We start from the raw sequence: 12,509 nt of genomic DNA on the forward strand, positions 1-12,509 counted from the left end.
CTTTCAAATTCAAGGCTCCTCCCGTCAGTCTAAGTCACTCGTAAAACGCCGCTCCAAAGTAAACATTCCGGTCACCAGCACGATCAGGCATATCACCATGATTACCGCGGCAGAGGTGAGCTTCTGAATATCGAGCGACAAGAACATGTTATTCATGTAGTGCTGCAGCATATAGATGCTGTCATGCGGATAATCGCCTGCGATCAGGTACGTTTCCCTGAAGATCCGAAACGAGCTGATCAATCCCATCAAGACAACGAAGAACATCTTCGGCGTCAAATAGACGAGCGTAATGCGTGTAAACTTACGAATGGCGCCCGCGCCTTCAAGCTCAGCCGTCTCATAATAATCCTTCGGGATATTCTGCAGGCCGGCTAAGAACAGGATGATGTTGTACCCGATGTTCTTCCAGGCATACACGATTGAGAGCACGCCTCTTGCCCATTCCGACTTCATCCAATCGATCCGCGATACGCCAAGCTCGTGAAGCCAACTATTCACCGCTCCGTTCCAGTCGAACAGTACCTGCCAAATCAAGACAACGGATGTCACTGGCAAGACAAGCGGCAATACGTATGCGGTTCGCAGCCAATTGCGGAAGTAAATGCTTTGGTTTAACAACAAGGCAAGCAATAACGATAAGGCGATCGTGATCGGTACGCTGACGGATGTGAACAGGAACGTATTCTTTGCGGCCTTCAGGAAAGAATCACTCGCCAGCAGCTCCTTGTAATTGGCCAGTCCGACGAATGAGCCCCCGTTCGATCGATTCATAAGGGAGTACCGCACGCCCATCGCGAAAGGGATCAAGTAGAAGATCGAGAAGCCGATTACGCTGGGGGCCAGAAATCCGATTGCAACGACGCAGTGTTGCCGAATGATTTTACGAAACAATACCATTTTCTATTTCTCCCGCGGTTAATGAAGGCAGTCAACAACGCCGCTGGCAATGGCCGTCGATATCTCGTCTTGAAAGGATGGTGACTGCATCCGTATTTCTTCGTCTTTATTGGAAATGTATCCGAGCTCCAGCAGCACGGCCGGCTTTGTGTTCTCACGAATCACATGGTAGTCGCCGAATCTCACTCCCCGATCCTTCGTCAGCAGATCCGCCTTATGGAATTTTTCATGAATTTTCTGAGCGATCTCCTGATTCTGCGGGTTGTAGTAGTATGTCGTCATTCCGTACACATCGCCCGTTTGAAACGCATCGAAATGGATGCTGATGAACAAGTCCGCATTCTCTTCTTGCGCGATCTCCGTTCTTGCATCCAGCGAAATCGCCGTATCGGCATCGCGCGTCATTACGACCGTTGCACCCAGCTCAAGTAATTTGTCTCTCACTTGTAGCGCTGTAGGCAGCGTCACGTCCTTCTCATAGGTTCCAGTACCTCCGATGGAACCGACATCCTTGCCGCCGTGCCCGGGATCAAGCACGATCGTTTTTCCTTTCAAGGGCATACTCGCTCCCGTATTCGCCTCTAAGTTCATGGATTGGCCAACGCGTGGCTTCGCTTTTATTGCTCCTTCCGTTTGAAGCTGAAATGATCCGGCTGACAATACGACTCCGACAACTGCTATAGCTATAAGTTTAGTAGTGGTTTTCATAGATTCATCATAATCACGGCCGGTTAAGACGAAATGGAGCCAAAATCAAGATGAAATAAAGATTCGCAACGCGCAAAAAAAACGCATGCCAAGCAGGTGGATTTCACCTGTTTGGCATGCGGCAACAGAAAAAAAACGGTTACTCACATTTCTTATTCAAGCTGAAGAAGAACACAACGCCATCCGTTGTATTGGCCGCGCCATAATGAACGTCGTGCAGCTCCAATATCTTTCTGGAGATGGCAAGCCCAAGTCCCGTTCCGCCATTGGAACGTTTCCTCGCCGTATCGCCCCGATAGAAGCGATCCCACACTTTACCGAGCTGCTCCTCCGGGATTTGAGCGCCTTTGTTCTCGACTCGGACGACAATGTGATTCGTCTCCTCGATTACCGAAACAATGATCTCCAGATTTTTCGGCGTATAGCGTATTGCATTTGTCATGAAATTGATGATGACTTGTTCAATCCGGTGTTGATTGGCAACGACAAGGGCAGGAATAAGCTGCATACTCAAACGCAGCGTTTTGGCTGCCAACTCATGCGCCAGCTTCTCGCATACGGAGTCGATCAGCTTATCGATGCAGAAGGTGTCCATCTTCATCTTGTACGTCCCCGACTCGTATTTCGCAAGCTCAAGCATGTCGACAATAAGATGGTCCATCTTGTCGACTTCTTTCTCCATTGCTTCAAAGTAATGGTCCTTCTTGTGTGCGGCTACGCCGTCCTTTAGGATCGATATGCAGCTCTTCATCACGCTTAGCGGTGTCTTGAGCTCGTGGGACACGCCGGAGATGAACTCTTTTCTCGTATTCTCCAGCTGTTTCTCTCGCTCTATATCTTCCCGCAGTTTCCCGATGTAGGAGTGCAGCGTCCCAGACAATTGATTGATATTGCGGGACAGATCGCCTATCTCATCCTTGGAACGTATCGGAATCGTCTCCGAGAAATCAAGATTTGCAATTTTTTTAGTCGTTTGATTAATGCGCAAGAGCGGTTTAGCGATTTTCAATGAGAAGTATAACGACGCGATCAATATCAGCACCAGTACAAATAGGACGATATAGACATAATAGTCTTTCATCATTTGTACGGCTTCGTCCACCGGCTGCAGCGATGCCATAACGAAGATGTAGTTTGTTGTACCATTGTCGTAATGTACGGGCTGGATGAATAGCTTATATTTCACGTTATTCTGTTCATAATCCTGTATTTGAATCGAATCTGTCAGCTGGTTGCCCTCAAATAACAGCTTTGCTTGATAGGCATTGATCTGGTCCAAGAAGAGCTTATTGGAATAGATGAAGTCCGATGCTCCTCCGCTGCTCGGAAGCTGAATGTCTGAGACGGCTCCAAAAAGACTCATGTAAGAGGAAGGACTCGAGTCCTTCCAATCCTTGCTTTCTTCGAACCTCACATTGCCTTTATAAACTTTACGCTTGAAAGTCTCGTTTTCATACAGCAATTCCCCGGAAGGATGCTGCACCACAATGGGAATGAACATGGAGTTACTTTTTATCCCGTTAATGAACACTTGGTCTCCGCGAGCAATCAACAATTGGCCTGAAGCAGCCTCCTCTATGCTCATAAGCTGATAGAGAGGGACTTTAATGCGCATCTTCTCTTCTTCTTTCGTCAAAGTCTTGAGCAATTTAATCTCTAAATAGAAATCGTTGACATCCTTTAGGTTTCCATCATGATCTAGAACCGTAATCGAAGCATTGTTGGATCGATAGAAGTCTTGCTCAAGCGTCTGGATCGCGATTGAATTGCCGGCGGTATTCATGTAAGCCGACTTGAACGCGTCAATCTTTGTCTGCAAGTCGTTTACTTTCCGGTTCGCGTAATATTCTTTGAAAAATATGGTTTGCCCCACATAGATGACTGCTAGGATGAGTATGCACAACGTTGTCGTCAGGAAGAACAATTTAAGTACGACGGAGCTTCTCATGCTTGTGCCTCGAATTTGTAGCCTGTCCGAACGATCGTGACGATCATGGTGGCCTTGTCACCAAGCTTCGTACGCAAGTTGCGAATATGCGTGTTCACCGTGCGTTCGTCTCCGATATACGCATAGCCCCATACTTTTGTAATCAACTGCTCTCGCGTAATGACGATTCCCTGATTTTCCATAAGATACGTGAGGATCTCGAATTCGGTATGCGTAAAATTTACTCTTGCCCCGTTTATCGTAACGGTCCGCGATGGGAAGTGGACATTAATGTCATTTATGAATAAGGAATCCTTGGGTTGCGACGGCTTGCTGCTCTTGCTGCGGCTTTCAAGCAGTCGTTTCGCTCTTGCGAGCAGAACTGGCGGACTATACGGTTTCGTCACGTAGTCGTCCGCGCCAAGCTCAAATCCAAGCAGCGTATCATCCTCATCGACGCGGGCCGTTAGCATGATGATAGGGACGTTCGAGGATTTGCGAATCCGGCGGCATACTGACCAACCGTCGAGTTCCGGCAGCATGATGTCCAGCACGATCAGATCTACTTCATGATCTTGAAACAACGCCAGAGCTAACTTCCCATCCGCCGCCTCCAACACCTTATAGCCTTCATTTAAGAAGTAGTCCTTACTAATCTCACGTAATATTTCCTCATCCTCGACGATCAAGATTGTTTTCATTATGCGGCTCCCGTTTCGCGATGTTCTAGCTTCAGTGTATCCACTTTTCGTTCATTTCTATATTAAGGAAAGCACATTAAGATGATAAACAGATGATGTGAAGATGAGATAAAGAATAAAAGCCGCAGTATATGCGACTTTCGCTGGCCCATCTATTAAGGTCAATAGGTTCATATCGCTCTTGTTATTTTTCAACTACCGCTTTAATTCAAGATGTCCTGTTTCGTAAAGACGGAGAACGATACGATCAGGGAAGCAATCCCCCAGCAAGCTAAAGTAACAAGCGAGAAGCCAAGCGTCATGCCCGTGATCGGTGGCGGCGAGCCCGCCAAATAATCCGTCAGCTGCAGATTGACGGAGAAGATGAACTTCGCGCTGTGCCAGGAGGATGCCATGTTCGATAATATCGTTCCGGAAATGACGGCTGCCATCATTGTCACGATACTCGCGGCCGTGCTGCGCACGAGCACGGACACCATCAGCGCGAGCAGGGCTACCGTCATGGCTGACACCCAGATCAGCCCGGCTTCCATCAGCAGATAAAGCCCTTGCGGAATCGCGTGCGCGAAGCCGCTGTCGATTGAAGAACCGTTTATCACAAAACCTGTAAATACAGGCATTTCCCACCCTTTGTAGCCGAATACAGCGCCTGATATTAGATAACAGAGAACGGCGGTCATCACAACGGTCAATGACACGTAGAGGCTGAGCGCGACAAGTTTGCTGAATAGGATCTTCCATCGGCGCACGGGCCGCGTCAGCAGCATCTTAATCGTTCCCGCCGCGCTTTCGCCCGATACGAGGTCGGAAGCGAGGGCCAGCACGAGCAGCGGGAAGAACAGCGTGACCGCGTTCGATAGGAAGGTTCTTGTGAACGTGACGCCGTCCGGCGAGTTCGGATTAACGTCGTGATCCAGATAATACTGGAGCTGCTGTACGGCGATACGCCGCGAAAGCTTCCATTCTTCCGGGATCCTGTCGCTTGCGAGCGTGTTTTGGTATTCGCTGATTTGCTGAACGAGCTGATTGCGCCAATCCTTGAAATTCTTCTTGTTTGTCTCGTCGATGCGATGTTGCGCGTACGTAAAGATCGGAATGAGAATCAGCAGCACGAGCAAGATGACGAAGAACCGCTTCTTCTTCCAAATCTTGAGCGTCTCGTTTTGTATGAGCGGGAGCAGTCTATCCAATGCTTTCACCTTCCGTCATCCGTAAAAATAACTGCTCCAGCGTCGGCGCGATGCTGTGCACCGATACGATGCCGATGCCGGCGCGAACGGCCTTCTCCACTAGGGACGGGATTCGGTCCGGGCTCATCGCCGTGATGATTGCCTCCCTCATCCCGAGCAAGCTCTCGTCGATCCGGTGCTCGTGCTCCGCCACGAGTTCGACGTCGCTTTCGCTTGCCAGCAGACGGCGCCCCGCCTCCGGCTGCTCGAATTGCCAGACGACGTAATTGTCCGCGCCGTGGATCAGCTCGTCCACCGTGCCGACGGCCAGCACCTCGCCGCGGCTGATGATGGCGACGCGGTCGCACATCAGCTGGATCTCGCTCAAGAGGTGGCTCGAGATGAACAGGCTCATGCCCTGATCCGCCAGCATGCGGACGAATTCCCGCAGCTCCTTGATGCCCTTCGGATCAAGCCCGTTCGTAGGCTCGTCCAGAATGAGCAGCTTTGGCCGGCCGAGCAGCGCCTGCGCAATGCCAAGGCGCTGCCGCATGCCGAGCGAGTACGTTTTTACTTTATCGTGAATGCGCGCATCGAGCCCGACAATGGCTGCGACTTCGCGAATGCGTGCGTTATCGATGCCGCGCTGCATGCGCGCGAAATGCTCGAGATTTTCCCAGCCTGTCAGGTAGGAATAGGCTTCGGGATTTTCGACGATGCAGCCGACGTGACGCAGCGCGGCTTCGGGATGACGGGCGATGTCTTCGCCGCAGATTCGAATCTCGCCCGAAGAAGGCTTGATCAGATCGACGAGCATGCGGATCGTCGTCGTTTTTCCGGCGCCGTTCGGCCCGAGAAACCCAAAGATTTCGCCGGCGCGGACCTCGAACGTGACGTCCTTGATGATCGGCTTGCCGCCAATTTGTTTCTTGATGTCGCGGACGGACAGCACGACGTCCTGATGGGCCGAAAGTACGGCCTCCTGTCTCGCGTGTTGCATGCGCGTTCCCTCCTATTCCAATGACTGCACGATGCGGGCGGCGATTTGCGCGTACCCGTCGTGATTGGGATGAAAATGATCCGACGACAAGTACCGGCCGATCGCGTTCTCGAACAGATCAAACGTCGGGACCATCGTCATGTTGGAGTATTGGTGAAGCAGAGCGTACGCCCGTTCGTTCCACTGCTGGATCTGGAGCGAGCCGCCCCGATATTCCGGAATATTGTAGAACGGATTATACATGCCGACGTATACGACCTGCGCATGGGGATTGATCGCATGCAGCCGCTTCACCACCTTCGCCAGCCGGTTCAAGGCCTGAGGCAAGTCGGCCTTCAGCTTATCCAGGTTCAACCCGTCCGCCGCTTTGCCTGGACTCGTGCCCGAGGCGATCTGGAACAAATCGTTCCCGCCGATGGTGAATACGATTACGTTAGCCTGCCTCAGTGCGAAGCTGTAGCCCTTATCGGATTCCAGCAGCTGCTCCAGCCAATCGGCCTTCAAGCCGTTGACGGCCAAATTGTTGTTGAGTCGGACGGACGTGTCCGGGTATTTCTGCTTCAGCAGCGCGACGAGCTGCTTGACGTAACCTTCGCCCGACGCGTCTCCGGTTCCTTTTGTCAGCGAGTCGCCGATGGCCGTGATTACGATGTCCTTGCCTTCGCTTAGCTTGCCTTCGGCCGGCAGCGCCGGCACGTTCGATTTCCCCGTGAACGCTCCCCCTTTCGGATAAAGCAAATCCTTGACGGCGAATCCAAACCCCGCAACCAGCAGCAGGGTCGACAAAACGGCGAAAATGCCGATAATTCTCCATAAATTTCCGGAGGATAGCGGTCTCATCTTGGTGGTCTCTCCTCGATTGTTTGAAAGCAATGGCTTTCACTTATACTTCGTCTTTTTAAAGTAATGCTTTCTAAGTTGATTTGCAAATTATGCCCATTTATAGGAAAGATGACCTCAACCTTTCAGAGCACAATCTGCAGACCAAACATGGGGTAATTTCATGCGCGGTTACGCCCCATGCAGTCGACAAATAAGCCGATCTTTATTGGCAAAGATCGGCTTATAGCATGAGCTCTCTAATCTAAGAGATATGGATTTCTCGAAAGTTCGGATGCTGACATGGTAGAACGTTGCTTCTCATCATCAAGCATTTCTGAATGGTAGTGATCGTTTACCTCTTGCAAGACGACCACGAAGGTTCCAATTCCGGGGATCAAGATTTGACATACCGAATCTTCTTTTGTCAATTTAGACAACCGTTCCAGTAATTCATTTGTCGTTCGAACTTCCCTCATACAAATCACCGTCCCATCGTTAGTCCTAAGGATTTACGCCTACCGCGAATGGACGCGCCCCCGTCGGGATCGTAGTAATGACCGTTTGGGTTTCGCCATCGATGACCGACACATTATTATCATCTTGATTAGTAACATAGATCCGATTCGTTATTGGATTTACTCCTACTCCATTCGGATTAATCCCAACCGAAATCGTGGCAATAACCGTATTCGTTAGTCCGCTTATGACCGATACGTTATCCGTATTCCGATTGGGTACGTAGATTGCATTCGTCGAAGAATTAACTCCTACTTCACCTGGAGTAATCCCGACCGGAATATTTGCCACTACGACATTGGTAGCGCCATTAATGACGGAAACAAAGTTGCTGGTAAAATTCGAAACATAGATTAGATTAGTAGCCGGATCGACTCCTACGCGGAACGGATTAACCCCAACTGGAATGCTGGTAATTGTCGTATTCGTCGTGCCATCGACCACAGTTACGATATCGGAATTAAAATTCGCGATATATATTCGATTGGTCAACGGATTAACAGCTATCCCCGTCGGAAAAGGGTTGCCTCCGACAGGAGTGAAGGTAGTCACCACGGTATTGGTTAATCCTTCAATTTCCGTGATGTCATTACTATTGAAATTCGCCGTATAAATCGCGTTCGTTGCCGAGTTGACAGTGACATCCCCGGATCCATCCCCTGCGAGTAAGGTGGCGATTACAGTATTGGTCGATCCATCAATGACGGATACTTCATTGCTGTTTACATTCGCAACATAGATTCGATTGGTTAACGGGTTAACGTCTATCCCAGCAGGATTAACCCCAACCGGAATGGTAGCGATGACCGCGTTCGTTAGCCCGTCTATTACGGACACATTGTTGCTATTGAAGTTTGCCACATAAATACGATTAACCGATAAGGTACCGGCTGGTCCCGTAGCACCCGTTGCTCCTGTAGCTCCTGTTGCTCCTGTAAGACCTACCATACCGGCTGGTCCTTCGGCTCCGGCAGACCCAACCATGCCTGCAGCACCTACTGCCCCCGCGGTACCTACCGCTCCTGCGGCACCTACTTCACCTGCGCTACCTACTGCTCCTGCAGCACCTACTGCTCCTGCAGCACCTACTGCCCCTGCGTTACCTACTGCTCCTGCAGCACCTACCATCCCCGCAAAGCCCACGCTGCCTGCCGAACCGACCGTACCCGCAGCGCCGACGCTTCCTGCTTGACCAACCGTACCAGCGGGACCTACGGAGCCTAAAGCTCCTTGAGGAATCGTTACATGAATGATTTGTTTTCTGGCAACGATTTTTTTACAAAAGAAACCTTTTTTCGAAGCTCGTTTTTTCCTATTACAGAGGTTTTTTTGAACGTTCTTCTTTTTCGTCCCATGTTTACGCCGATGGATTGGACGACTCATCCATACACCTCCTTATAGACACCTACCATTGTATGGCGTTCATCTATTGGATGAATGGGCATTTAATAGACATCGGTCTACTTAATAAAAAAATAGGTTGATTGCCCTGATATATCCGCCCTAGTAATTGCGAAGCTGACAGTAAAAGGACATCACCATAGCCCATATTTAAAAGAAATAGATGACTATCTCTAATAATTAAAAGACATCTATCCATGCTATAAAAAGATAAAAGTCATAGTATACAGCAATTCTAATGGAGGTGCTGTGATTGGGTTGTCCTGCGGTAAAACCAAAAAAGAGCTGCAAAAAGAAAACTGACGCTATATGCCCTGCCAAGAAAAGGCATCAGTCTAAGAAAAGTTGTTGCTGTAAAAAAATTATCGTCAAAAAACAAATTGTACAGGTAAACATTCCTCAAAGCGCCATAGGTACAGCCGGAGCCGTGGCTCCCTCATTCGTATCCGAATTCGGTTATATTTACAATTTAGCCGGGCAAGTTGTAGCCAAAGAAGAAGATGTAATTTTTGATACAAATGGTACACTCACACCTGGGATTATTCATGCACCGGGTACCGCCGAGATTACAGTTATGAGTCCTGGCCATTACGAACTTACTGTTTCTGCTTCAGGTGAGGGACCAAGTCAATTTGCATTATTCTTAAACGGCATTCTGGTTCCAGGTACCATATACGGCTCCGGTGCCGGTACGCAACAAAATAACGGGCAGGCTATAATCGCCCTGTCAGCTGGTGATGTCCTTACGTTACGTAACCATAGTTCGGTGGCAGCGGTAACTCTTCGGACTTTGGTCGGAGGTACTCAACCAAACGTAAATGCATCAATCCTAATCAAAAAACTAAATTAACGAACTTCAACTGAATCAATCTAAAGGCTGATATATTCAAAAAAAAATGAACCGCGATTCTGCGGTTCATTTTTAAGGTCCATATTTTTCTACTGGTCAACTGTAAGAACCGCCGTATGCCCACTGTGATCTTGCGTTCTCAACATTGAGAAAGATAATAAGCATATTCCAATGGTCTGCTATAAATCAGGCTATTTAGTTTATAACTCTTAAGGTCATGGTACATATTTTTTTCGGGTTTTCCGTTAAGTTCAATAATCCATAGCTTTCTATGTTCGTCTAATACAAAATCCACGCTTAATTCTCCCAATGAACCTATCTTAGATTCTGCTTCTATTGCAGCGTTTACACTTATCTCATCCAGAGATTGTAGGATTCTAATCCATTTCTCCGGTGAAAAAAACCGAGAAAGAATTTCTTCAGCAGCATAAACCGTTTCACACATACTCGTATTATAGTAATGTTCATAAGCGACCCTGCATGTTTTGACGGAAACGATCCATTCTCCAAGAATACCTTTTTGAACAAGGACCCTGATATCAAAATTCTGATTCTCTAATTGGGTCATACGAATCCCTTGCTGCACCATGTATTTCTTTTGTCCGAGGATTTCATTTAATTTTTCCTGAATGATTTCATTTTTTCTGCAAATAAATCTTGGAGCCAAGCTGTGCAAAAAGATGTGTACCTCTCCGTTATCCATTCGTTCAACCCGATACACGGACGCCCCCTTAGATCCGGTAGGAGGCTTAATGTATACTATTTTATATTTATTTAATAGCTCTGGTATATTCGCTTCATGATACATGAAAGTGACTGGAATATAGTTTTTAAGACTGGATTGTTTTAATTGGGTATAGAGATCCCATTTATCAAATTGATTGATATGATTGAAACATTTGTTCCCGCCTATCTTCTCCTCTAGTCGTTGAATGGTTGTTAATTGATTGTTATAGCACCGGTTATACACGACATGGGGAAAAGGAAACGAACTTTGTTTCCATACGCCCTTTTTCAGGCTAAGTCCAATAATACGTTTTTTTTTCCAAAGAATATCCGCCGGAGTAAAGGCGTAAAGCTTCAGTTTTAGATTATGATAACGTTGAAAAAGCTTAAGCATCCCTTTTCTACTCTTTCTTGTAGGTACAAGGATGCCAATTAATGGATGTTGCTCCAATCCTGTCACTTCCCCGCATTAGATCTCTCAACTATCTAATGCTGTCCTAACCATCATGGTATTGGACAATAACATAGCTGAACAGATTTTTAGGCGAATGCCGGGCTGGCATGACTCGCTGGGCAGGTTTTCCCCCATGATAATTGACGTGTGTCACTTGTCTCCCTGACAAATATCCAAGCATTATATTGTACCGCTACATAATTTAAAGAGTACTCACTATGTAGATGTTATATGTAAGGGTATGTAAGTGGCTAACATTAACATCGTCTATGGGTATATATTTGTACTTATTATTCTAAAAATATGGTCGTTTGTGGCAGCTTAGTGTTGGGATATTCATAGGCAACTAAAATAAGGAGATGAAGTTATGGGTAGATGTAATTGTCCACCTGGACCTCCAGGACCGCAAGGGCCTCCAGGGCCTCCGGCAGAAGGACCGCAATTACTGCAAGCACTTGCGGGAGCAATTGGAGCAGCTGGACCAGCAGGGCTTGCAGGTGCACTTGGGCCAGCTGGACTTGCAGGACTTGCAGGAGCAATTGGAGCAGCTGGACCCGCCGGACTAGCGGGGCTTGCAGGTGCACTTGGAGCCGCTGGTTTGGCAGGACCCGCAGGTCCAGTTGGACCCGCAGGACCTGCGGGAGCGACAGGTGCAACTGGAGCAACCGGTGCAACCGGCCCGGCAGGACTTGCAGGAGGACTAATTCCATTCTCAACCGGAATCATCTTAAGTGGTGCTGCAGTCGTATCGGCAGCTCCCATTCTAATGGGTTTTGGTAATCACACGGTCGAAGTTATTAATGGTGCCGGTGAATCAACTATGCCGCCAGAAGCAGGCGGTTTTGCTTTCCCGATTCCTTTTGCAGGTACCATTCAAAATTTGCAAATAAGTGCAGATCTTTTGGTTGCTTCTGTGGTCTCAATAAATACTCTAGGTCTGCAATATGATTTTACAGTCTTTCTCGCACCGTCAGTTCCTAATAATGGGATTGATCATGCTTCTTCCGCATACGTAACAACTCCGCTTACGAGTTCGGTTCGATTCGGATTTCCTAATAATATCATTACAGCGGGGACTTTCCGAACCGCGACGAATATTAATATTGGCGGATCATTAACCGTTGCTGCAGGTGATCGTATTGGTATTCGTGTAAGAACACTGGCGTCTACGGATCCCTCGGCAGCTGATATTACTCAACTCTCCTTTAGTGCTAGTCTTTCATATACTCCTTCTTAATTTCCGCGTCATTATTTGACACCTGGCTGTTATTACTGCCTACTCATATGAAAAACCATCGTCTAATAAAGACGATGGTTTTTATCCTTTTTATTTTT

At 48.0% G+C, this 12,509-nt stretch carries 12 protein-coding genes; 3 read left to right on the forward strand and 9 right to left on the reverse strand.

Translation table 11 applies throughout. The features are described 5' to 3' along the window. Nucleotides 1-24 precede the first annotated feature (24 nt). The 8 genes from M3194_RS12535 to M3194_RS31265 all read right to left on the reverse strand — a co-directional run bounded on the left by M3194_RS12535 (nucleotide 25) and on the right by M3194_RS31265 (nucleotide 9,126). Nucleotides 25-900, reverse strand: coding sequence for a carbohydrate ABC transporter permease (locus M3194_RS12535; RefSeq protein ID WP_251654340.1), 876 nt, complete (start codon nucleotides 898-900; stop codon nucleotides 25-27). 18 nt (nucleotides 901-918) lie between these two features. Further along, nucleotides 919-1,461, reverse strand: coding sequence for an N-acetylmuramoyl-L-alanine amidase (locus M3194_RS12540; protein WP_397334328.1), 543 nt, complete (start codon nucleotides 1,459-1,461; stop codon nucleotides 919-921). Nucleotides 1,462-1,747: 286 nt separating this feature from the next. After that, nucleotides 1,748-3,556 carry a sensor histidine kinase gene (locus tag M3194_RS12545; RefSeq protein ID WP_251654344.1) on the reverse strand — a complete coding sequence of 603 codons (1,809 nt, stop codon included), beginning with the start codon at nucleotides 3,554-3,556 and terminating at the stop codon, nucleotides 1,748-1,750. Continuing rightward, complete coding sequence (locus M3194_RS12550; RefSeq protein ID WP_251654887.1) at nucleotides 3,553-4,239, reverse strand: response regulator transcription factor; 687 nt, start codon at nucleotides 4,237-4,239, stop codon at nucleotides 3,553-3,555. Before M3194_RS12550 ends, M3194_RS12545 begins: the two co-directional genes overlap by 4 nt. Nucleotides 4,240-4,439: 200 nt before the next feature. Next, nucleotides 4,440-5,426, reverse strand: coding sequence for an ABC transporter permease (locus tag M3194_RS12555; protein WP_251654888.1), 987 nt, complete (start codon nucleotides 5,424-5,426; stop codon nucleotides 4,440-4,442). Then, nucleotides 5,419-6,405: an ABC transporter ATP-binding protein gene (locus M3194_RS12560; RefSeq protein WP_251654346.1), complete on the reverse strand. Its 987-nt coding sequence runs from the start codon at nucleotides 6,403-6,405 to the stop codon at nucleotides 5,419-5,421. The genes M3194_RS12555 and M3194_RS12560 overlap by 8 nt, the downstream gene beginning before the upstream one ends. 12 nt (nucleotides 6,406-6,417) lie before the next feature. Then, nucleotides 6,418-7,245: a GDSL-type esterase/lipase family protein gene (locus tag M3194_RS12565; RefSeq protein WP_251654347.1), complete on the reverse strand. Its 828-nt coding sequence runs from the start codon at nucleotides 7,243-7,245 to the stop codon at nucleotides 6,418-6,420. A 483-nt stretch (nucleotides 7,246-7,728) separates the two neighbouring features. Beyond that, on the reverse strand, nucleotides 7,729-9,126 hold the full coding sequence (locus tag M3194_RS31265) for a YncE family protein (protein WP_285889251.1): 1,398 nt from the start codon (nucleotides 9,124-9,126) through the stop codon (nucleotides 7,729-7,731). 271 nt (nucleotides 9,127-9,397) lie between these two features. On the opposite strand from M3194_RS31265, the gene M3194_RS12580 reads away from it, so the two are divergent. Beyond that, a complete protein-coding gene (locus M3194_RS12580) occupies nucleotides 9,398-9,994 on the forward strand; it encodes a BclA C-terminal domain-containing protein (RefSeq protein ID WP_251654349.1) in 597 nt (198 codons plus the stop codon). Between the two features lie 139 nt (nucleotides 9,995-10,133). On the opposite strand, the gene M3194_RS12585 is transcribed toward M3194_RS12580, so the two are convergent. Next, nucleotides 10,134-11,171, reverse strand: coding sequence for a YheC/YheD family endospore coat-associated protein (locus tag M3194_RS12585; RefSeq protein WP_251654351.1), 1,038 nt, complete (start codon nucleotides 11,169-11,171; stop codon nucleotides 10,134-10,136). Nucleotides 11,172-11,533: 362 nt separating this feature from the next. On the opposite strand from M3194_RS12585, the gene M3194_RS12590 reads away from it, so the two are divergent. Together M3194_RS12590 and M3194_RS12595 are read left to right on the forward strand one after the other, a co-directional pair. Then, entirely contained in the window at nucleotides 11,534-11,740 is a 207-nt protein-coding gene (locus M3194_RS12590; protein ID WP_251654353.1) for a hypothetical protein, read from the forward strand. A gap of 32 nt (nucleotides 11,741-11,772) precedes the next feature. Next, nucleotides 11,773-12,411: a hypothetical protein gene (locus M3194_RS12595; protein WP_251654355.1), complete on the forward strand. Its 639-nt coding sequence runs from the start codon at nucleotides 11,773-11,775 to the stop codon at nucleotides 12,409-12,411. The last annotated feature ends 98 nt before the right edge of the window (nucleotides 12,412-12,509 follow it).

It is taken from the genome of Paenibacillus glycanilyticus, from assembly GCF_023715145.1.
In the GTDB taxonomy this organism is placed as follows: Bacteria; Bacillota; Bacilli; order Paenibacillales; family Paenibacillaceae; genus Pristimantibacillus; species Pristimantibacillus glycanilyticus_A.

What these genes read in the sequence shown, in the direction of transcription:
- M3194_RS12535 (WP_251654340.1), bottom strand. Translation starts at nt 900, where the DNA reads ATGGTATTGTTTCGTAAAATCATTCGGCAACACTGCGTCGTTGCAATC.
- M3194_RS12540 (WP_397334328.1), bottom strand. Translation starts at nt 1,461, where the DNA reads ATGCCCTTGAAAGGAAAAACGATCGTGCTTGATCCCGGGCACGGCGGC.
- M3194_RS12545 (WP_251654344.1), bottom strand. Translation starts at nt 3,556, where the DNA reads ATGAGAAGCTCCGTCGTACTTAAATTGTTCTTCCTGACGACAACGTTG.
- M3194_RS12560 (WP_251654346.1), bottom strand. Translation starts at nt 6,405, where the DNA reads ATGCAACACGCGAGACAGGAGGCCGTACTTTCGGCCCATCAGGACGTC.
- M3194_RS12565 (WP_251654347.1), bottom strand. Translation starts at nt 7,245, where the DNA reads ATGAGACCGCTATCCTCCGGAAATTTATGGAGAATTATCGGCATTTTC.
- M3194_RS31265 (WP_285889251.1), bottom strand. Translation starts at nt 9,126, where the DNA reads ATGAGTCGTCCAATCCATCGGCGTAAACATGGGACGAAAAAGAAGAAC.
- M3194_RS12590 (WP_251654353.1), top strand. Translation starts at nt 11,534, where the DNA reads ATGAAGTTATGGGTAGATGTAATTGTCCACCTGGACCTCCAGGACCGC.